This is a genomic window from Pseudomonas sp. SST3 (genome assembly GCF_003325755.1).
In genome coordinates this window covers 135137-154535 of the sequence record NZ_QORI02000002.1, presented here as the reverse complement: position 1 = coordinate 154535, position 19399 = coordinate 135137, and the positions used below count along the sequence as shown (strand labels likewise).

The following is a 19399-nucleotide window of genomic DNA, read 5'->3' as shown; positions in this document are numbered from 1 at the left end:
CTTATGGTGAGCGTCACCAGTGCCGCGTGCAACGGTAGGTGACCGTGCTTGCGGTGGGGCCGGATCGAGGCGGGGTATCGCTCGGGCGGCCTGGGCTCATGGCCCGCCGGGGGGTGATGGCGAGGAATGGGGCCGATTCTACGCCCGTTCCCGCCCGCGAGCCAGGCGGCGTGATTACCGGCCTTTTTCACCGACTGCGCGCATCAACACCGTAACTGATGGCGAATTATTCATACCGCTCAGTTTCGGCCGTTCGTCCCTCCGTCGGCCCTCTCGAGTGGCATCCCGGTTTCGGCTGGCTAGGGTTGTCTCGGGCCGACTGGCCACTATGCCGTGCCGAACGCCGGGCAATGGCGCGATAGAGACCTGCAGTGCGCATTCGCATGTCAGCCGGGGCGAGCGTCATACCACCGATCAAAAACAACAAGAGGAATACCGATGCTAGACACCAAACTCAGCTGCCTTGTCGCAGCGCTGGGCGTGGCTCTTTGCGGGTCTGCCATGGCGGCGCCGCTGCCGGACACACCCGGCGCGCCGTTTCCAAGCGTATCGAACTTTGACCGCTCCGGTCCCTACGCCACGACCAGTCGCAGCGAAGGCCCGAACTGTCGCGTCTACCGACCCGCCACGCTCGGACAGAACGGCGTACGGCACCCGATAGTGCTGTGGGGCAACGGGACCGGGACAGGGCCGACGGCGTATTCCGGTCTGTTGTCGCACTGGGCCAGCCATGGGTTCGTTGTTGCTGCTGCAGAGACATCCAATGCCGGGACCGGGGAGCAGATGCTGGCGTGCCTGGATTATCTGGTGCAGGAAAGCAATCGCACCTACGGCACCTACGTTGGCGTGCTCAATACCGGCCGAGTCGGTACGTCCGGTCACTCCCAGGGCGGCGGCGGTTCGATCATGGCCGGACAGGACGAGCGCGTGAGCGTTACCGCGCCGATCCAGCCCTACACCATAGGTCTGGGCCACGATTCGGCGTCCCAGCGAAATCAGCAGGGCCCGATGTTTCTGATGTCAGGCGGCGGTGACACCATCGCATTTCCCTACCTCAACGCTCAGCCGGTCTACACGCGGGCCAACGTACCGGTGTTCTGGGGTGAACGGCGTTATGTCAGCCACTTCGAGCCGGTCGGTGATGGTGGGGCCTATCGCGGACCCTCGACCGCCTGGTTCCGCTATCACCTGATGGAAGATGAAACGGCCCGCAGCACCTTCTATGGTCGCTTCTGCGGGTTGTGCACCAGTGTTTTGTGGACCGAAGAGCGAAAAGACATCGAGTGAGGCGTCCGACGAAGCCCCCGCACAGGTTCTTGGTGCGAGGGTTTCGTTCGTCTGGCAGCAGGATCAGCTGTTGGGGAGGATGCGGCAGGTGATGCTCTTGATGTAGCGCGTTTCCGGGATTGCGGGGTGGACCGGGTGATCCGGGCCCTGGCCGCCGCGCTCGAGCAACTGGATGTTGCGATCCAGGTGACGTGCGCTGCCGAGCAGGATGTTCTGCAGATCATCCTCGGGCAAATGCATCGAGCAGGAGGCGCTGACCAGGATGCCGTCCTTGTTCAGCAGGCGCATGGCGGTTTCGTTGAGGCGGCGGTAGGCGGCCTCGCCGTTCTTCAGGTCTTTTTTGCGTTTGATGAAGGCTGGCGGGTCGGTGATGACCACATCGAAGCGCTCTTCGGCATTCTTCAGCTCTTTCATCGCTTCGAAGGCATCGCCCTCGACACAGGTCATCTTCTCCGCCACACCATTGAGCGCAGCGTTGCGCTCGACGCCATCAAGGGCGAATGCCGAGGCGTCCACGCAGAACACTTCGCTGGCGCCGAATGCCGCAGCCTGTACGCCCCAGCCGCCGATGTAGCTGAACAGGTCGAGTACCCGTTTGCCTTTGACGTAGGGCGCCAGACGCGCGCGATTCATACGGTGATCGTAGAACCAGCCGGTCTTCTGGCCTTGCAGGACCGGTGCTTCAAACTTCACGCCGTTCTCTTCCAGTTCGACCCATTCCGGGACGACGCCGAAAGCGGTGTCCACGTAGCGTTCGAGCCCTTCGGCGTCGCGCGCGCTGGAATCGTTCTTCCACAGCACACCACGGGGCTTGAGCACCTGCACCAGGGCTTCGAGCACGGCGTCCTTGTTGCGCTCCATGGTCGCCGAGGCCAGCTGCACCACGAGATGATCATGGAAACGGTCCACTACCAGGCCCGGCAGCAGGTCGGAATCGCCGTAGATCAGGCGGTAGCAGGGTTGATCGAACAAGCGGTCGCGCAGCGACAGGGCGACCTGGATGCGATGCACCAGCAGCGATTTGTCCAGGCTGTGCTTGAGGTCGCGCGACAGCAGGCGCGCGCAGATCAGGTTGTTCGGCGACACACCGACAATGCCCAGCGGCTTGCCGCCCGCCGCCTCGAGAATCGCCTGATCACCGGCGGCAAAACCGCTCAGCGGGGTAGCGGCCGTGTCTACCTCGTTGCTGTAGACCCACAGATGACCGGCGCGCAGGCGGCGATCGGCGTTGGCTTTGAGGCGCAGGCTGGGCAGGCTCATCGAGAGGGCTCCGGGAAAAGGGCGGGATTATAGGGATAAAAGCCGATAAAAGCGCTGGACGATAACAGCCTTGGACGATGGCCGAGGCTGGACGGAAGGGCGTTGAATGGGTTCCCGTTCAGAGGCTGGCCGGCGACTGGCTTTAGCAGGTCAACGAATCCGAGCTGCAGCGGTTCGGTGTTTACAATCCGTCCCATGACCGGTGTGTTGTGGCCCCGCTCGGGTTTAGATGTGACCAGACCCGCGTAACGGTGGATCGATGAAGCGCGATCCACCCTACGTCCAGCCTCCAGCGCTCCGTGCCGGTCAGGCCGCGAGCGCCTTGATCAGCGCTTCGCTGAATGCGGGAATGTCGTCCGGCTTGCGGCTGCTGATCAAATGCCCATCGACCACCACCTGTTCGTCTACCCAGTTGGCGCCAGCGTTTTTCAGGTCGTCGGTCAACGACGGCCAGCTGGTCATGCGCTTGCCCTTGACCAGATCGGCGGAGGCCAGCAGCCAGGCGCCGTGGCAGATGACGGCGATCGTCTTGTTCTCGCGTGCCGCGTCACGCACCAGCTCCTGGGCCATTTCATCGGTGCGGATGGTGTCGGAATTGACCACGCCACCAGGAAGCAGCAGGGCGTCGTAATCCTCCATTCGGATACTGTCGAAGGTATCGTCGACATGGAATTTGGTCGCGGGCGTCGTGTGGTTCCAGCCGGTCACCTCGCCATTCTTCGCGGAGATGATGTGCACGGTGGCGCCTTTCTTTTCCAGCGCCTCCTTGGGCCCGGTCAGCTCGACCTGCTCGAAGCCGTCGGTGACCAGAATCGCCACGCGTTTGCCATTGAGTAACTCGGCCATTTCGTTCCTCCTCGTCGGATTTGGTTGGGTATCCAGATTGGAGCTACTTGAAATCCGACCATGTTCTCGGCCAAAGTTCGCGCTCATTTCCATGATGGCCAAGTGCTATTCGCCGGGCCGGGTCACTTTCATGACAATCGAACTCTCCGATGAGCAGATCCGCAGCGTGCTGCAAGGCATCAGCGTGCCGCCGCAGCCGCAGATCATGGTTGACTTGCAGATGGAACAGGTCATGCCGGACCCGGATCTGCACGCTATCGCCCGGTTGATCAGCCAGGACCCGGGCCTCTCTGGCGCCCTGCTGAAGACCGTAAACTCTCCCTTCTTCGGCCTCGCCAACCGCATCGCCTCGATTCAGCAAGCGGTCAACCTGCTGGGTTGTCGCTCGGTGATCAACCTGATCAACGCGCAATCGATTCGGGGCGAGCTCAGCGATGCGGCCATCGTCACGCTCAATCGGTTCTGGGACACCGCACAGGATGTCGCCATGACCAGTCTGTCCCTGGCCAAGCGCATCGGACATCCGGCGCCTGATGAAGCCTACACCCTGGGGCTGTTCCACAACTGCGGCATCCCGTTGATGCTCACGCGCTTTCCCAGCTACATGGGTGTGCTGGAGGAAGCCTACGCCAGCGCCAGTGTTCAGACGCGGGTGACCGACATCGAAAACCGAGTGCTTAGTACCAACCACGCGGTTGTCGGCTATTTCGTGGCGCGTTCCTGGAAACTACCGGTGCATCTATGCGAAGCCATCGCTAATCATCACAACGCTTTGGCCTTGTTCGAAGACGAATGCAGCGATCCGCAGATCAAGACGCTGCTGGCGATTCTGAAAATGGCCGAGCACATCTGCGCCTGCCATCGGGTGCTCGGCGATCAGCCGGACGACCACGAATGGTCCGCTGTGGCGCAACACGTGCTCGAATATGTCGGGCTGTCCGAGTACGATTTCGACTACCTCAAGGGCAGCATTCGCGAGCTGGGCGTGGGCTGACCACGCGATGCAATAGCTGCTAAGGTCGCCTCCCGGTTCATTCTCGATAGTCTGTATGCCTGAACTTCCCGAAGTCGAAACCACCCGTCGCGGCATCGAACCGCACCTGGTCGGCCAGCATGTCAGCCGCGTGATCGTGCGCGAGCGACGGTTACGCTGGCCGATCCCGGACGACCTCGACGCTCGCCTGTCCGGCCAGCGCATCGAGGCGGTCGAGCGACGCGCCAAGTATCTGCTGATCAAGGCCGAAGTCGGCACGCTGATCGCCCATCTGGGCATGTCCGGCAGCTTGCGGCTGGTACCGGCGGACCTGCCAGTCGGCAAGCACGAGCACGTCGATATCGTCCTCGAAACGGGCATGGCGCTGCGCTACACCGATCCACGCCGCTTCGGTGCGCTGCTCTGGAGCGACGCACCGCTGAGTCATGTCCTGCTCGCCAGCCTCGGCCCGGAGCCGCTCAGCGATGACTTCGATGGCGACCGCCTGTTCCAGCTGTCGCGCGGGCGCAGCATGGCCATCAAGCCGTTCATCATGGACAACGCGGTGGTGGTGGGTGTCGGCAACATCTACGCGAGCGAGGCGTTATTCGCCGCCGGCATCGATCCGCGGCGGGCAGCCGGTACGGTCTCTCGGGCGCGTTATCTCAAGCTCGCCGCCGAGATCAAGCGGGTGCTCGCTTATGCCATCGAGCGCGGCGGGACGACCTTGCGCGACTTCGTCGGCGGCGACGGCAAGCCCGGTTATTTCCAGCAGGAGCTATTCGTCTACGGTCGTGGTGGGGATTTTTGCAAGAGCTGCGGTTCGACCCTGCGCGAAATCCGCCTTGGGCAGCGCGCCAGTGTCTATTGCGGACGTTGCCAGCGATAGTGCGATGGCTGCGCAGGCATTGACGCGTTCACGATCAACAACGGCTGGCCGCTGCTATAGTGACCGCCACAACAATCATCTGCCTCGTTTCGCCCAGCTGAAGGACCACACCATGAAACTGTTTCGCTCCACTGCTGTTGTCTTGGCCCTCACCACCGGCCTGCTGGCGATGCCCGTACAGGCGCAATCGGTGCAGCAGAACGCCAGCGGCGATCCGATGTACACCGTCGAAGCGCCCAAGGCATTCTCCATAGTCGGCGACCTGCTGATCGCCCGTCCGCTGCTGATTGCCGCCACCGCCATCGGCGCCGGTCTGTTCGTCGTGAGCCTGCCGTTCAGCGCCATGGGCGGCGGCATCAAGGAAACCGGCCAGGCGCTGGTGGTTGAGCCCGGTGCTGCTGCGTTCGCCCGGTGCCTAGGTTGCACCCGCGTCGGCTATAACCGCCAGGACTGACTCAGTCAGCGTCAGCAGGCCGGAACATCCAGCCTGCGTCCCACGCTTCGCCGCTTGAATGCGCGCGAAGCCGTGTCGTTTCTGAGCAATCGACTCTGCTTCTCCGCACACAGACTCACGCGATTTCACGCATGAGCTGTGTTGGGTCGCAAGCGGAGGTTTTCGGATCATCGGGGACTTGTCGATATGCCGCTCATGTCGGAGCGAAGGCTGCGCGGAGCGGGAGCGGCGCGGTGGGATCGGCCGACGGTTTGACCCCAGCCGAGTGAGAGCGGTCGCCAGTGTGTGCTGATCAGGCCTTGCCGGTAATGATCAAGTACTTCTGCATCAGTTCGTCCTTGCTCTCGACGTTGCTTTCGTCGAGTGGGATGCAGTCAACCGGGCAGACTTGCTGACACTGCGGTTCGTCGTAATGGCCAACGCACTCGGTGCAGAGATTGGGATCGATGACGTAGATTTCCTCGCCTTGAGAAATCGCGCTGTTCGGGCACTCGGGCTCGCATACATCGCAGTTGATGCAGTCATCGGTGATGATCAAGGACATCCAGCTAACTCCAGCTGCGGCATGAGCCGCAGCGCAGGTAAAAACGACGCGCCAATTTTGCCGCATCTGCTCGCCGGGTGCACGCGGCAGTGCTTCGGCCTGTGCCGGTCATCGCGCTCAGTGCCAGCGCCCAGGCGCTCTAGCGCGAGGCGTAGCGCTCGGTAAGCGCCTTCATTACTGACGGATGGACGAACTTGGTGACATCGCCGCCGAGCCTGGCGATTTCGCGCACCAGGGTCGAGGAAATGTAGGAAAACTTTTCCGACGGGGTCAGGAACAGGCTTTCGACGTCCGGTGCCAGTTGCCGGTTCATGTTGGCCAGCTGGAATTCATACTCGAAATCAGACACTGCACGCAGGCCTCGCAGCAGGACGTTGGCCTTTTGCTCGATGACGAAGTGTGCCAGCAACGTGGAGAAGCCCAGCACCTTCACATTCGGCAGGTGCGCCGTCACTTCCTGCGCAAGCGCCACGCGCTGTTCAAGCGGGAATAGCGGATTCTTGTTGGGGCTGGCAGCGACCGCAATGATCACCTCGTCGAACAGGCGAGAGGCGCGCTCGACCAGGTCGGTGTGGCCCATGGTGATCGGGTCGAAGGTTCCGGGATACAACACTCGATTCATCGCGGCGTCCTGACGCAGGCGTGGGGGTCTGGATGGTAGCGGCTCGGTAACGGCAGCGTAAAGCTTCAAGGCGGATGGCCTGTTCCTCGCGGTCAGGCGCGGTTCAATCGTTCGACGAGCTGGCTGGACAACTTCGCTGCCAGCGCATAGATCGATAATTGCGGGTTGGCGCCGATGCTGGTGGGAAACAGCGAACCGTCGTGGATCGACAGATTTTCCAGCTGGTGATGCCGACCGAGGCTGTCGGTGACCGCCTGACGCGGGTCTTCACCCATGGCGCAGCCGCCCATGACATGCGCACTGCCGAGGCGTGTGCGATAGATCTCCAGGCTCAGGCCGTCGATCATCTCCCGGGTCTGTTTCAGGTTGGCGGTGTACGTCGCGTCGCTGTGCAGCGGCAATACGGCCTTGGCGCCAGCGGCAAACTGAATCTCCGCCATGCTGTGATAGGCACGACGGATGCCATCCCAGGTATAACCGGTCATCCGATAATCGAGGGTGGGCGAGCCATCGCTGCGCAACTGTACCTGGCCTTCGGCGCTGTCGGGATGGAACCCGTCGCGCATCAGCGCCAGCATCGCGTTCGTGTGCGGCAGCTGTTCCATGCGCAGCGCGTTTTCGGTACCGAAGCGGCCCAGCAGCGTGGCGGCCAGGGCGGGATGTACTGGCGGCACTTCCAGCTTGTATGACATGTGCCCGCGGGTGCCGTCGTCCCACTGGAACTGATCGGAGTAGATCGTTTGTGGCGCGCCATAGAAGGGGTTGATGACGCCATCGAACTGCGCGGCGGAGAAGTTCACCAGGTGCAGGAAGGTACGCTTGCCAATGCGCTGGTGCGGATCCGGCGCATCCGAACGCAGCAGGATCGCGGGGGTGTTGATGCCGCCGCCCGCGAGTATGTAGTGACGTGCGTGAATGCGAATCTTGCTCTCGGTGGGCGCAATGGCACGCGGGTCCATGGCTGAACATTCCAGCGCCACGATGCGCTCGTTTTTCATGAGGAAACGCTTGGCGCGGGCGAGATAGAGCAGCTCTCCTCCGGCATCCAGAGTCGCGGGAATGGTCGTCACCAGCATCGATTGCTTGGCGTTGGTCGGGCAGCCCATGCCGCAATAGCCGAGGTTCCAGCAGCCCCTCACGTTTCGTGGAACTACCGCCCAGCTGTAGCCCAGGGCCTCGCAGCCATCACGGATCACTTGATTGTTGGCGTTGGCGGGCAGATGCCAGGGCTCGATCCCCAGACGATGCTCCATCTGCTCGAACCAGGGTGCCAGGGCCTCGGGAGAAAGTCCTTTGACGGCGTGTTCCCGGGCCCAGTGTTCGAGCGTCGGCGTCGGGGTGCGAAAGCTCGACGTCCAGTTCACCAACGTCGAGCCTCCGACCGCACGGCCCTGCAGGATCGTGATGGCGCCGTCCTGGCTGGTACGGCCAAGCGCCTCCTGATAGAGCGAGGCGTAGGCAGCAGGTTCCTGCATGTCGAAGTTGCGGCTGCTGCGCAGTGGCCCTTCTTCGATCAACAGCACCTTAAACCCGGCAGCGCTGAGCATTGCCGCACTGGTGGCGCCACCCGCGCCGCTGCCAACGATGGCGATGTCAGCCTCCAGGGTCATATCGTGCTCGAGCCGCGACCCATCATGGGTTCTCCAGCCCCGGGCCAGCCCATCGGCTATGGGATCTGAAACTGGCATTTTGTTCCTCGCTGTGGCGTGAGCGCGTTTGTGGTGCCGCTAGATCGATGGTGGCCCGGGATATCCGCAATGCGCCCAGGACTCGGGGCGGCCGTACCAGGCCATCAGAACCATTTGCTGAAGCGAAACATGGCCTTGTCGCAGCAAATCGATCGAGCTGTTCTCCCAACGCCGAAGAAACGCATGTATCTCGGCGTCCTGCGCCTGCTCCCAGCTGCCCCAGATACCGGTGAGAGGGCCGCGGGTCAGCGGAAGGCTGAGCAGGTCGAACATCTGCTGCACCTGTTTCGAGACAGCAGGCGACAGATGAGCGAGACCTAGGTCGAGGCTCTCCAGCGTGCCTTGAACAGCGCGCGGTATGCTCGTCGAAGGTAGCGCGCCTTCCAGCAGTACCGGTGTCAACCGACGGAGCATCGGCAGATCGCTGCTACGCAGGTATAGGAAACCTGCGGTGGGGCGTTCGGCGCTGCAGCCTGCGAGGGAGCCCAGCAGACCGGCTCCCGCCAGGGCAGCGCTGCCAAACAGGCCGACCCGAAGCAGGCTGCGCCGGCTGATGAAGTGTTCGGTGCGTGTCATTGTTGTTGTCACCGGTGCATGCTCAGCGCACGAAGAGTTTGTAGACTAGCTTCTGCAGTGCCTTGCCATAAGGCGGATAGATCAATCGCGCGGCATTGAAGCGCTGTTTGATAAACACGCCCTTGGCCTTGCTGAAGGTCAAGAATCCTTCGTGTCCGTGGTAATGGCCCATCCCAGAGGGGCCGATGCCGCCGAAGGGCAGGTCGTCCTGGGCGACGTGCAACAGGGTGTCGTTGAGACAGACGCCGCCGGAGTGGGTGTCACGCAGCACGCGGCGCTGCTCCGTCTTGTCGTAGCCGAAGAAGTAGAGCGCCAGCGGACGCGGGCGAGCATTGACGTACGCGAGCGCCTGATCGAGCTCCTCGTAGGGTACGACAGGTAGCAGCGGGCCGAAGATCTCGTCCTGCATCACCTGCATGTCGTCCGTGACGTCCAGCAACAAATGGTGCGGCATACGGCGCCCCTGGCCCTGTTCGAACAGCGGCACGAGGCGGGCGCCCTTGCTCTGGGCATCGTCGAGGTAGCCTTGCAGTCGGGTATGCTGGCGCGTATTGACGATGGCGGTGTAGTCCGGGTTGTCGGCCAGTTGTGGATAGAAGCGCCGCACCACCTGACGATACGCCTCGACGAAGCCATCAACGCGTGACCTCGGGATCAGTACATAGTCCGGCGCAACACAGGTCTGGCCCGCATTGAGCGTCTTGCCGAAGGCGATGCGCTCTGCCGCGTCTGCGAGCGGTACATCAGCCGAGACAATGGCCGGCGACTTACCACCCAGTTCCAGCGTTACCGGGGTCAGGCTTTCTGCCGCGGCGCGCATGACCTGCCGGCCGATACTGGTGCTGCCGGTAAACAGGAGGTGATCGAGAGGCAAGCGCGAAAAGGCGATGCCCACGTCGGCCTCGCCGAGTACCACCGCGACCTGATCTTCCGGAAAGATCTGCACGAGCAATTCCTTCAGCAGCCGCCCGGTGGCCGGAGTGGATTCGCTCATTTTCAGCAAGACCCGATTGCCCGCAGCGAGCGCGCCGATCAACGGGCCGATGGCAAGATAGAGCGGATAGTTCCAAGGGACGATGATGCCAACCACTCCGAGCGGCTGGTACACCACCTTCGCGCTGGCCGGCTGAAACGCCATGCCGACGCGTCTCCGTGATGGCTTCATCCATTGGCGCAGATGGCGCTTGGCGTGCTGGATGCCATGCAGGCTGGGCATGATCTCGGCCAAGCGCGTTTCGTCTGCCGCGCGATTGCCGAAGTCCTCGCTAATAGCCTCGATCAGCGTCTGCTGATGGCTGGCGAGCAGATCATGCAGCGCCTCCAGCGCTTGCAGGCGATCCTCTGCGGTTGGGCTCGGATTGGATTGGAAAGCGCTGCGCTGGCGCTCGAATAGCGACTGCAGGCGTTCGATCTCAACGTCGGATTGATTCATGTAACTGACATCGGCAAGCACGGGCGATGCTCCGGGGCAGCGGGCGGATGCTGTGGTTCTAGAGTAATTGCTCTAGTCTGTCAATCGGATGCATGGCTACGGTTGCCGGGTTACCTTTGCCTTCCGGTTTTAGCGAGACGGATGAACCCCTGCGCAATGTCCCCAAGAACGAAGACCCGTGACCGTATCCTTCAGGCCAGCCTGCAACTGTTCAATGCGCAGGGTGAGCGCAGCGTCACGACCAACCACATCGCTGCGCATCTGGAGATATCGCCGGGCAACCTCTATTACCACTTCCGTAACAAGCAGATGATCATTGCCGAGCTTTTCGGCCGCTATGAGGCGGAGGTGGACGCCTTTATGCAATTGCCGGAAGGCCGCTCGCTGACCACCGATGACAAGACCCGATACCTTGAGGCGCTGCTCTCCGCGATGTGGGACTACCGGTTCCTGCATCAGGATCTGGAGCATCTGCTGACCAGTGATGAAGGCCTGGCCGAGCGCTATCGGCGCTTCGCCAAACGCCACCTGCTGAGCGCGCAACGTATCTATCAGGGCTTCGTGGATGCCGGCATTCTCCAGATGACGCCGCCGCAGGTGGAGGCGCTGGCCGTCAACGCCTGGATCATCATGACGTCCTGGATTCGCTTCCTCTGCACATTGAATGGCGCGCCGGATGGGGCGCTGGACCGCGATACGTTGCGCCGAGGCATCTACCAGCTGGTGGCGCTCGAAGAGGGGTTCGTGACCGAGGCGGCACGCCCCGCTGTGTCCGGGTTGCTTTCCCAATTGGATGGGCCGTTTACGGCGGGTTGAGCGCCCTAGCTGAACTGGCGCCGATGGGGCACAGATTTTCTCGGTGGTGGCGAAACATTATCCAGGCCAACGCGCCATCAGCCACTGCGGGATACGCCGCTCCAGGTAATACCGCGGCTTGATCGGCGAGCCCTCGACGAAGCCGACGTGGCCGCCGCTGGGGTGCAGCTCCAAGGTTGTCGACGCCGAGAGTTCATCTGGCTCGGGCACGCTGTGGCGGAACACGAAGGGGTCATCTTCGGCCTGGATCAGCAATGTCGGGATTCGGATGTCGGGCAGGAAAAAACGGCTGGAGGCGCGCCGGTAGTAGTCACTGGCGTCGGTGTAGCCATGCAGCGGGGCGGTGAAGCGGCCGTCGAAATCCCAGAAAGTCCGCATGCCTTTCAGCGAGCCGAGGCGTTCGAGTGCCGACAGGTGCTCGGTGGCGCCCTGGCGGACGAACAGCCGCTGTTTGTCTTTTACATAGGCCACCATCTCGCGCATGAAGTGCGCTTGGTAAACCCGCGAAAAGCCCAGGCCGATACGATCGGCGCACTGATCCAGCCGATAGGGTACCGAAACCGCCACGGCTCGCTGCAGCGGTGCCGCCGCGCCGGTTTCGCCGAGGTACTTGAGCAGCACGTTGCCGCCTAGCGAATAGCCCACCGCATATAGCGGCGCCAGCGGTCGTGCAGCCTGGATATGCGCGATGACTTCGGCCAGATCGTCACTGGCGCCGGAGTGGTAGGCACGCGGTAGCAGATTCGGCTCGCCCGAACAGCCGCGCCAGTTGATGGCGGCACTGCTCCAGCCGCGCTCGGCCAGTTGGCGTTGTAGGCCGAGAACATAGTGGGAACGGGAAGAGCCGGTCAGTCCATGCAGCACCAACACCAGCGGCGCGTCCAGCTCGTGCGGGCCGTACCAGTCAAGGTCGATGAAGTCGCCGTCGGCCAGCCACAGCCGCTCGCGGCGCCGCCGCAGCGCAGGCGCACGACGGCAGAACGGGTTCCACAGCGTCTGCAAATGACCACCAGGCAGCCACCAGGCGGGCATGAACGTAGCGTCTGGCTCAGGTTCAACGCTGGTGTCGGGGATGGTTGCGGACACTGGATGGCCCTGTTGCGGGTTACGGTAGTTCCGTGCTGCCGGTGCGCGGCAGATTGAAGCCACGCGTCGGTGACGGCGTCACGAAGTGCTGTGACTGAGGGTCAGGCTTCGCCGCTGCGCTCCCACAAAGCGTAGTGCACCTTGCCGGCCTTCTTCTCGCGATGCAGCCGCCAGTTGCCGGGCAGGCCGAGGCTCGAGGGCACGGCTTCGCTCTCGGTATAGATCCACGCTTGTCTGGCCAGCCAGCCCTTGTGTTCCAGTAGTTCACAGGCGGGTTGCAGCAGGTTCTTGTTGAACGGCGGATCAAGAAAAACCAGATCGAATGGCGTTGGCGTCTGGGTTTCCAGATAGCGCAGCGCATCGCTCTGCAGCAACTGACCTTGCCCGCAATTCAGCGTATCCAGATGCTTGCGCAGGCTGGCGATGGCATTGGCGTTCAGGTCCAGCGCCAGCGCCATGCTGGCGCCGCGGGAAAGCGCCTCGAGATAGAGCGCGCCGCTACCGGTGAAAGGATCGAACACGCGGGCGCCGGATATATATGGCGCGAGCCAGTTGAACAGCGTTTCGCGTACTCGATCCGGCGTCGGTCGCAGACCTTCCGCATCGGGGAAACTGAAGCGCCGGCTGCGCCACTCGCCGCCGATGATGCGCAGCTGGCCCTGGCCACCATAGGCGGAAGGGCGAATGGGTGGGTTGGCCATCAATGCTCCGGAACGTTGCTGGGTTGTTCGAGGGGTTGTTCGCTCGGTGCCGGCAGCGGTTTTTGCTCGACTTGCGGGCCCGCCGTGACGATTACGAAGCCGTCCGGACTGAGGTGCTTGTTCATCGCCGCCTTGACCTCGTCGACCGACAGCGCCTGGACCTGCTGCATGAAGTCTTCGAGGTAGGTCAGCGGTAGGTCGTAAAAGCCGATGCTGCCCAGTTGCCCGACGATGTCGGAGTTGCTCGCCGTGGATAACGGGAAGCTGCCGGCGATCTCGCGCTTGCTGCGCTCCAGCTCGGCCTGTGTCGGGCCCTCTGCAAGGAATTCGGCGACCAGCCGTTGCACCAGGGCCAGGGTGGCCTCGGACAGGTCGGCGCGCGTCTGCAGATTGATCATGAACGGCCCGTTGGTCTGCATGGGGCTGAATCCGGAATAGATACCGTATGTCAGCCCCCGCTTCTCCCGCACCTCCTCCATCAGGCGCGTGCCGAAACCGCCGCCGCCGAGGATCTGGTTGCCTAGATAGAGCGCGGCGTAATCCGGGTGGCCACGCGGAATGCCGAGTTGTGCCAGCAGCAGGTGGGTCTGGTTGGAGGGAAAGTCAATGTGCTGCTGGCCGGCCACGGGCTCGCTCGGAGCCGGTGGTGCTGGCAGGGCGTTACCCTGCGGTAGTGCATCGGAGACCTGCTCGGCAATCGCCTCGGCCTGTGCGCGGTCGAGGTCGCCAACCAGGGCGATCACGGCATTGCCGGCGGTATAGCCCTTGGCGTGAAACGCGCGAAGCTGGTCGGCGTCGATACCGGGAATGGATTCCGGTGTGCCTTCGCTGGGGTGTGCGTAAGGATGGCTTTGGTAGAGGCGTTCGAACAGCTCGAGGCTGGCCAGCTTGCCCGGGTTCTGCTTCTGGAATTCGAATCCGGCCAACACCTGGTTCTTGATCCGCTGCAGCGAGTCCTCAGGAAAGGTCGGCTGGCCGACCACCTGGCTGAATAGCTGCAAGGCCGGCTCGCGCTTGTCCGGTGCGCTCAGGCTGCGCAGGCTGGCAACCGCCATGTCGCGGTAGGAGCCGTTGCCGAACTCGGCGCCAAGGCTTTCGAAGCCTTCGGCGATGGCGGTGACGTCCTTGCCCTCGACGCCTTCGTTGAGCATGGCATTGGTCAGCATGGCCAGACCTGGTACCCCAGCGTCCTGGCTGCTGCCTGCGGCAAAGGTCAGGCGCAGGTCGAACATCGGCAGCTGGTGGGCTTCGACGAACAGGACAGTGGCGCCGCCTTCGGTCTGCCAGTTCTGGATATCCAGTTCGCGCCGTGGCAACGGCTGATCGCCGAGCGCGTCGAGCGATTCCAGGCGGATGGTTTCGTCGCGCTTGGCGTTGGCGATGGCTTGCCCGGACTCGGCGGGGGTCGCGGCGGTTTCGGCCGGCGGAACCGGAATCGAGGCGGCCGTTTCGCCGGTGTCGTCACAGGCGCTCAACCCCAGGCAGGACACCAGCGCCAGGCCGAGCAGGCCGCGACGCCATAAACTGCGATCATTCATCGCCGGACTCCTCGGGCAGGACATGAGCAACGCTCAGGCGTGAGCGGGTGAAAAAGCTGCGTGCGGCCTGCTGGATGTCGTCCGGCGTGACCGCCTCGAGCGCGCTGAGCTCTTGATCCATCAGCCGCCAGGACAGACCGACGGTCTCCAGCTGGCCGATGGTGGTGGCCTGCTGAGTAATGGAGTCGCGCTCGTAGACCAGGCCGGCGATGACCTGCGCGCGCACCCGTTCCAGTTCTTCCGAAGAGGGTGCGGTCTGCTTGAGCCGTTCGAGTTGCTGCCAGAGACCGGCTTCGACTTCCTCCAGCGTGCGGCCCTTCTGCATATTGGGCGCGGCGCTGAGCACGAACAGGCTATCGCCGCGGGCGTAGGCGTTGTACCAGGCCGAGGCGCTGGTCACCAACTCCTCGCCGCGCTCCAGCTGCTGCGGAAGACGGGCGCTGTAGCCGCCGTCGAGTAAGGCGCTGATCAGCCGCAGGGCATGAATTTTCCGAGGGTCTTCCTCGGTGGCCAGCCCTGGCGCATTGAAGGCCATGATCAGGCTGGGCACCTGTGTCTTCACATGCAAGGTGAGCCGCCGCTCGCCCGGCTCGTCCAGCTCCAGCGGGCGCTTGGCGCTGGGTGTCGGGCGGCTTTCGATGGGGCCGAAATAACGTTCGGCGAGCGTGCGCACCTCGTCCGGCGTGACGTCGCCGACCACTACCAGGGTGGCATTGTTGGGCGCATACCAGGCCTCGTACCAAGCCCGCAAATCGTCGATGGTCATCCGCTTGAGGTCGGCCATCCAGCCGATCGTCGGGATGTGGTAACCGCTGGCGGGATAGGCCATGGCCTTGAAACGCTCATAGGCGAGCGCGCTCGGTTTGTCGTCTGTGCGCAGCCGGCGCTCCTCTTTGATTACCTCGATTTCTCGGGCGAACTCGTCCGCCGGCAGCTTGAGGCTGGCCAGGCGATCGGCTTCCAGTTCGAAGGCCACGGCCAGCCGATCACGCGCCAGCACCTGATAATAAGCGGTGTAATCGTCACTGGTGAACGCGTTCTCTTCGGCGCCGAGCTCACGAAGGATGCGCGAAGCTTCCCCGGCTTCAAGCTTGCGGCTGCCCTTGAACATCATGTGCTCGAGCGCGTGGGACAACCCGGTCTTTCCGGGCGACTCGTAGCTGGAACCCACCTTGTACCAGAGCTGGGATACCACGACCGGGGCTCGGTGATCCTCGCGCACGATCACCTTGAGGCCGTTGTCCAGAATGAATTCATGGGTGGGCTGGCCGTCGGCCGCGATGACCAGTGGCAGGTACAGGGCGCCGAGTAACAGGGCCGCGGCGCGGCGTAACATCAGAGGCATATTCTGGGCTCGTTCAGGAATGAATCCCGCCGCGACGGTGCCGGCAGGCGGGAACACGCAGGCATGGTACTGGGGCGTCGGGGCCAGGGCAAAGCGGCGGAACGCCGTATGTGTATCGCCTGGTGTGACGGCTCGATGCCCGCGCTTAGCGCAGGCGGTTGCGCAGTGCTAGGATAGCCCCCGTCTGGCCGGTGGCGTGGCCGCCGGCGTTTCGCCCTCTTGAGAAAATCTTCTCCATGTTTGGTTCCAACGACGATAAGAAGACGCCGGCCGCGGCTGGCGAGAAAAAAGGTCTGTTCGGCTGGTTGCGCAAGAAGCCGCAGAGCCCGGCCGCCGAGCCGCCGCCTGCCGAGCCGCTGGAAGACAGCCAGCCGTTCGCTGACGAACTCGATACCTCGCTGAACGAAGGGCATCCGGCCGAAGAGCCGTCGCGCGCCGAGCCCGCAGTTGATCAGCCCGAGCCTGTAGTAGAGCCGGACATCAAGCCGGAAGCAGTCCTGCATGCCGAGCCTGAACCGGAACCCACGCCAGAACTCGTTCAGCCCAAGGATGTCCCGGAAGCCCCGGCGCTTGCTGAGGTCGCGGTGGAACCGGCGCCCGCACCCGCGGTGGCCGAACCACCGGCCAAACTGGGCTTCTTCGCTCGCCTCAAGCAGGGGCTGTCGAAGACCAGCGCCAGCATCGGCGAAGGTATGGCCAGCCTGTTCCTGGGCAAGAAGGCCATCGACGATGATCTGCTGGACGAGCTCGAAACCCGTCTGCTCACCGCCGATGTCGGCGTCGAAGCCACCACATTGATCATGCAGAACCTCGCGCGGCGGGTTTCGCGCAAGGAGCTGGCCGACAGCGGTGCGTTGTACAAGGCCTTGCAGGAAGAGCTGGCCAGCCTGCTCAAGCCTGTCGAGCAGCCGTTGGTGATAGACAGCAGCAAACAGCCGTTCGTGATTCTAGTGGTCGGCGTCAATGGCGTCGGCAAGACCACCACCATCGGCAAACTGGCGAAGAAGCTGCAGCTGGAGGGTAAGAAGGTCATGTTGGCTGCTGGTGACACCTTCCGGGCAGCCGCTGTCGAGCAGTTGCAGATCTGGGGCGAGCGCAACAGCATCGCGGTTATCGCTCAGCACACTGGCGCCGATTCCGCTTCGGTGATCTTCGATGCAGTGCAGGCCGCCAAGGCCCGCGGCATTGATGTGCTGATCGCTGATACGGCGGGACGTCTGCACACCAAGGACAACCTGATGGAAGAGCTGAAAAAGGTCCGTCGGGTGATGGGCAAGCTCGACGACAGCGCACCGCATGAAGTCCTGCTGGTGCTCGATGCCGGTACCGGCCAGAACGCCATCAATCAGACCAAACAATTCAACCAGTCGGTGGAACTCACCGGGCTGGTGCTGACCAAGCTCGATGGCACCGCCAAGGGCGGGGTGATCTTCGCCCTGGCCAAGCAGTTCGGTACGCCGATTCGCTACATCGGCGTTGGTGAGGGCATTGACGACCTTCGCACCTTCGAGGCGGATGCCTTCGTTGATGCCTTGTTCGCCGAGAAAGGGACGGGCGGAGCGTCGTCATGATCCGATTCGAGCAGGTCGGCAAGCGCTATCCCAACGGCCATACCGGATTGCACGAACTCTCCTTTCATGTGCGCCGTGGCGAATTTCTCTTCGTCACTGGCCACTCCGGCGCCGGCAAGAGCACCTTGCTGCGCCTGCTGCTGGCAATGGAGCGGCCAACCAGCGGCAAACTGCTGCTGGCCGGGCAGGATCTGTCGCGGATCAGCAATGCGCAGATTCCCTTCCTGCGTCGGCAAATCGGTGTGGTATTCCAGAATCACCAGTTGCTGTTCGATCGCACCGTATTCGACAACGCCGCATTGCCGCTGCAGATTCTTGGCTTGAACAAGCGCGAGATCGGCCAGCGAGTGATGACCGCACTGGAGCGCGTCAGCCTCAAAGACAAGGCGCTGCAGTTCCCATCCGATCTTTCGACCGGGCAGCAGCAGCGCGTCGGCATCGCGCGCGCCGTGGTCCATCGCCCGGCATTGCTGCTTGCCGACGAACCGACCGGTAACCTCGATCCGCGCCTGGCAGCAGAAATCATGGGTGTATTCGAAGACATCAATCGTCTCGGCACCACCGTGCTGATCGCCAGCCACGACCTGGCGCTGATCGCCCGCATGCGCCATCGCATGCTCACGTTGCAGCGCGGCCGATTGATCGGTGACGGGGAGGCTGCCCGATGAGCGCACCCGAGCAGAATCCGAACCCGGCAGAGCGCGCCGGTGGTGTGCGCAACAAGCCCGAGCAGCCTCGAAGCGACGAGCCGGACTTCAAGACGCTGTTTCATGCGTGGCTAGAAAGCCATCGTGCCAGCGTGGTCGACAGCGTCGGCAGGCTGGTTAAACAGCCGATCGGCAGCTTCTTTACCTGCCTGGTCATGGCGGTTGCGTTAAGCCTGCCCATGGGCCTGGCGCTATTGCTGGATAACGTCGAGCGCCTCGGCGGGTCTTGGCAGCGGGCGGCGCAGATTTCCCTGTTTATGCAGCTGGACGTGGACGCTCAGCAGGGCCAGGCGCTGCGCGAGCAAATCCTTGAGATGCCAGATGTCGCTGAAGCCAGCTGGGTCAGCCGCGAACAGGCACTGGAGGAATTTCAGCAGCTTTCCGGTCTCGGCGAGGCGCTACGCGAGCTACCGGAAAATCCGTTGCCTGGGGTGATTGTGGTGACCCCCAGTGAAGTCGATCGTGACAATCTCGAAGCGTTGCGCCAGCGCTTGGCGGAGCTGTCAGGGGTCGAGCAGGCGCAGCTGGATCTACTCTGGGTCGAGCGGTTAACAGCGATTCTCAAGCTCGGAGACCGTTTCGTGTTTGGCCTCAGCCTGTTGCTCATCGCGACGTTGCTCCTGGTGATTGGCAACACCATCCGGCTGCACATCGAAAACCGCCGCACCGAGATCGAGGTGGTCAAGCTTGTTGGCGGAACCGACGGTTACGTGCGTCGCCCCTTCCTCTACATGGGTGCGCTGTATGGGTTGGGCGCTGGGCTGATCGCCTGGCTGCTGCTGGCGTATGGCCTTGGCTGGTTGAACGAGGCGGTCATCGGGCTTGCGGGCTTGTATGGCAGCGATTTCGGTTTGGCTGGTGTGCCGGCTGAGGATGGCCTGTCGCTGGTGTTGGGTGCCGTGTTGCTGGGGTACATTGGTGCCTGGCTGGCCGTAGCGAGGCATCTGAGCGAGCTTGCTCCTCGGTAAGTAGTTGATTTATAAGCTTTTTATTAGCTGTAAGGAAACTTTTCCACAGGCTTGCAGTCTCATTCGGCAGTGCTAAACTGCTGCAGCTTCAATTTT

18 protein-coding genes and 1 pseudogene are annotated in these 19399 nt (G+C 62.8%); 8 read left to right on the top strand and 11 right to left on the bottom strand.

What is annotated here, in order from left to right; translation table 11 throughout:
* The first annotated feature begins 438 nt into the window (after nt 1–438).
* Nucleotides 439–1287, top strand: coding sequence for a poly(ethylene terephthalate) hydrolase family protein (locus DQ405_RS02900; protein ID WP_168422850.1), 849 nt, complete (start codon nt 439–441; stop codon nt 1285–1287).
* A gap of 63 nt (nt 1288–1350) precedes the next feature.
* Here DQ405_RS02900 and DQ405_RS02895 read toward each other — a convergent pair whose 3' ends face one another.
* Nucleotides 1351–2547 (bottom strand): class I SAM-dependent rRNA methyltransferase, encoded by a 1197-nt coding sequence (locus DQ405_RS02895; RefSeq protein ID WP_168422849.1) that lies wholly within the window; start codon nt 2545–2547, stop codon nt 1351–1353.
* A 306-nt stretch (nt 2548–2853) separates the two neighbouring features.
* The gene (locus tag DQ405_RS02890) at nt 2854–3393 is read right to left on the bottom strand and encodes a type 1 glutamine amidotransferase domain-containing protein (RefSeq protein ID WP_168422848.1); all 540 of its coding nucleotides are present in this window, start codon (nt 3391–3393) and stop codon (nt 2854–2856) included.
* A gap of 184 nt (nt 3394–3577) precedes the next feature.
* Between DQ405_RS02890 and DQ405_RS02885 the strand changes: the two genes are divergently transcribed.
* The 3 genes from DQ405_RS02885 to DQ405_RS02875 all read left to right on the top strand — a co-directional run bounded on the left by DQ405_RS02885 (nt 3578) and on the right by DQ405_RS02875 (nt 5709).
* Complete coding sequence (locus DQ405_RS02885; protein WP_168422973.1) at nt 3578–4387, top strand: HDOD domain-containing protein; 810 nt, start codon at nt 3578–3580, stop codon at nt 4385–4387.
* 55 nt (nt 4388–4442) lie between these two features.
* Complete coding sequence (gene mutM / locus DQ405_RS02880; RefSeq protein WP_168422847.1) at nt 4443–5255, top strand: bifunctional DNA-formamidopyrimidine glycosylase/DNA-(apurinic or apyrimidinic site) lyase; 813 nt, start codon at nt 4443–4445, stop codon at nt 5253–5255.
* Nucleotides 5256–5367: 112 nt separating this feature from the next.
* On the top strand, nt 5368–5709 hold the full coding sequence (locus tag DQ405_RS02875) for a multidrug transporter (RefSeq protein WP_168422846.1): 342 nt from the start codon (nt 5368–5370) through the stop codon (nt 5707–5709).
* Nucleotides 5710–6001: 292 nt separating this feature from the next.
* On the opposite strand, the gene DQ405_RS02870 is transcribed toward DQ405_RS02875, so the two are convergent.
* The 5 genes and pseudogenes from DQ405_RS02870 to DQ405_RS02850 form a co-directional block, all read right to left on the bottom strand.
* The gene (locus tag DQ405_RS02870; RefSeq protein ID WP_025243441.1) at nt 6002–6253 is read right to left on the bottom strand and encodes a YfhL family 4Fe-4S dicluster ferredoxin; all 252 of its coding nucleotides are present in this window, start codon (nt 6251–6253) and stop codon (nt 6002–6004) included.
* 139 nt (nt 6254–6392) lie between these two features.
* Nucleotides 6393–6875 (bottom strand): pantetheine-phosphate adenylyltransferase, encoded by a 483-nt coding sequence (gene coaD, locus DQ405_RS02865; RefSeq protein WP_168422845.1) that lies wholly within the window; start codon nt 6873–6875, stop codon nt 6393–6395.
* A 92-nt stretch (nt 6876–6967) separates the two neighbouring features.
* Nucleotides 6968–8563, bottom strand: a complete 1596-nt coding sequence (locus tag DQ405_RS02860; protein WP_168422844.1) for a GMC family oxidoreductase — start codon at nt 8561–8563, stop codon at nt 6968–6970.
* 39 nt (nt 8564–8602) lie between these two features.
* Nucleotides 8603–9139, bottom strand: coding sequence for a twin-arginine translocation pathway signal protein (locus tag DQ405_RS02855; RefSeq protein ID WP_168422843.1), 537 nt, complete (start codon nt 9137–9139; stop codon nt 8603–8605).
* 22 nt (nt 9140–9161) lie between these two features.
* Nucleotides 9162–10610: pseudogene (locus DQ405_RS02850) on the bottom strand (coniferyl aldehyde dehydrogenase); the annotation flags it as partial.
* Between the two features lie 117 nt (nt 10611–10727).
* On the opposite strand from DQ405_RS02850, the gene DQ405_RS02845 reads away from it, so the two are divergent.
* Nucleotides 10728–11387: a TetR/AcrR family transcriptional regulator gene (locus DQ405_RS02845; protein ID WP_168422841.1), complete on the top strand. Its 660-nt coding sequence runs from the start codon at nt 10728–10730 to the stop codon at nt 11385–11387.
* Between the two features lie 57 nt (nt 11388–11444).
* Here DQ405_RS02845 and DQ405_RS02840 read toward each other — a convergent pair whose 3' ends face one another.
* The 4 genes from DQ405_RS02840 to DQ405_RS02825 form a co-directional block, all read right to left on the bottom strand.
* Nucleotides 11445–12419, bottom strand: a complete 975-nt coding sequence (locus tag DQ405_RS02840) for a hydrolase (RefSeq protein ID WP_168422972.1) — start codon at nt 12417–12419, stop codon at nt 11445–11447.
* 155 nt (nt 12420–12574) lie between these two features.
* The gene (gene rsmD, locus DQ405_RS02835; protein WP_168422840.1) at nt 12575–13174 is read right to left on the bottom strand and encodes a 16S rRNA (guanine(966)-N(2))-methyltransferase RsmD; all 600 of its coding nucleotides are present in this window, start codon (nt 13172–13174) and stop codon (nt 12575–12577) included.
* Entirely contained in the window at nt 13174–14712 is a 1539-nt protein-coding gene (locus tag DQ405_RS02830; protein ID WP_168422839.1) for a M16 family metallopeptidase, read from the bottom strand. The genes rsmD and DQ405_RS02830 overlap by 1 nt, the downstream gene beginning before the upstream one ends.
* Nucleotides 14705–16057: a M16 family metallopeptidase gene (locus tag DQ405_RS02825; protein WP_168422838.1), complete on the bottom strand. Its 1353-nt coding sequence runs from the start codon at nt 16055–16057 to the stop codon at nt 14705–14707. Before DQ405_RS02825 ends, DQ405_RS02830 begins: the two co-directional genes overlap by 8 nt.
* A gap of 236 nt (nt 16058–16293) precedes the next feature.
* Between DQ405_RS02825 and ftsY the strand changes: the two genes are divergently transcribed.
* Genes ftsY through ftsX form a run of 3 tightly spaced genes read left to right on the top strand, consistent with a single transcriptional unit; the run spans nt 16294 to nt 19303 of the window.
* Complete coding sequence (ftsY, locus tag DQ405_RS02820; protein WP_168422837.1) at nt 16294–17628, top strand: signal recognition particle-docking protein FtsY; 1335 nt, start codon at nt 16294–16296, stop codon at nt 17626–17628.
* Nucleotides 17625–18296: a cell division ATP-binding protein FtsE gene (ftsE, locus tag DQ405_RS02815; protein WP_168422836.1), complete on the top strand. Its 672-nt coding sequence runs from the start codon at nt 17625–17627 to the stop codon at nt 18294–18296. The genes ftsY and ftsE overlap by 4 nt, the downstream gene beginning before the upstream one ends.
* The gene (gene ftsX / locus DQ405_RS02810; RefSeq protein ID WP_168422835.1) at nt 18293–19303 is read left to right on the top strand and encodes a permease-like cell division protein FtsX; all 1011 of its coding nucleotides are present in this window, start codon (nt 18293–18295) and stop codon (nt 19301–19303) included. The genes ftsE and ftsX overlap by 4 nt, the downstream gene beginning before the upstream one ends.
* Nucleotides 19304–19399 lie beyond the last annotated feature (96 nt).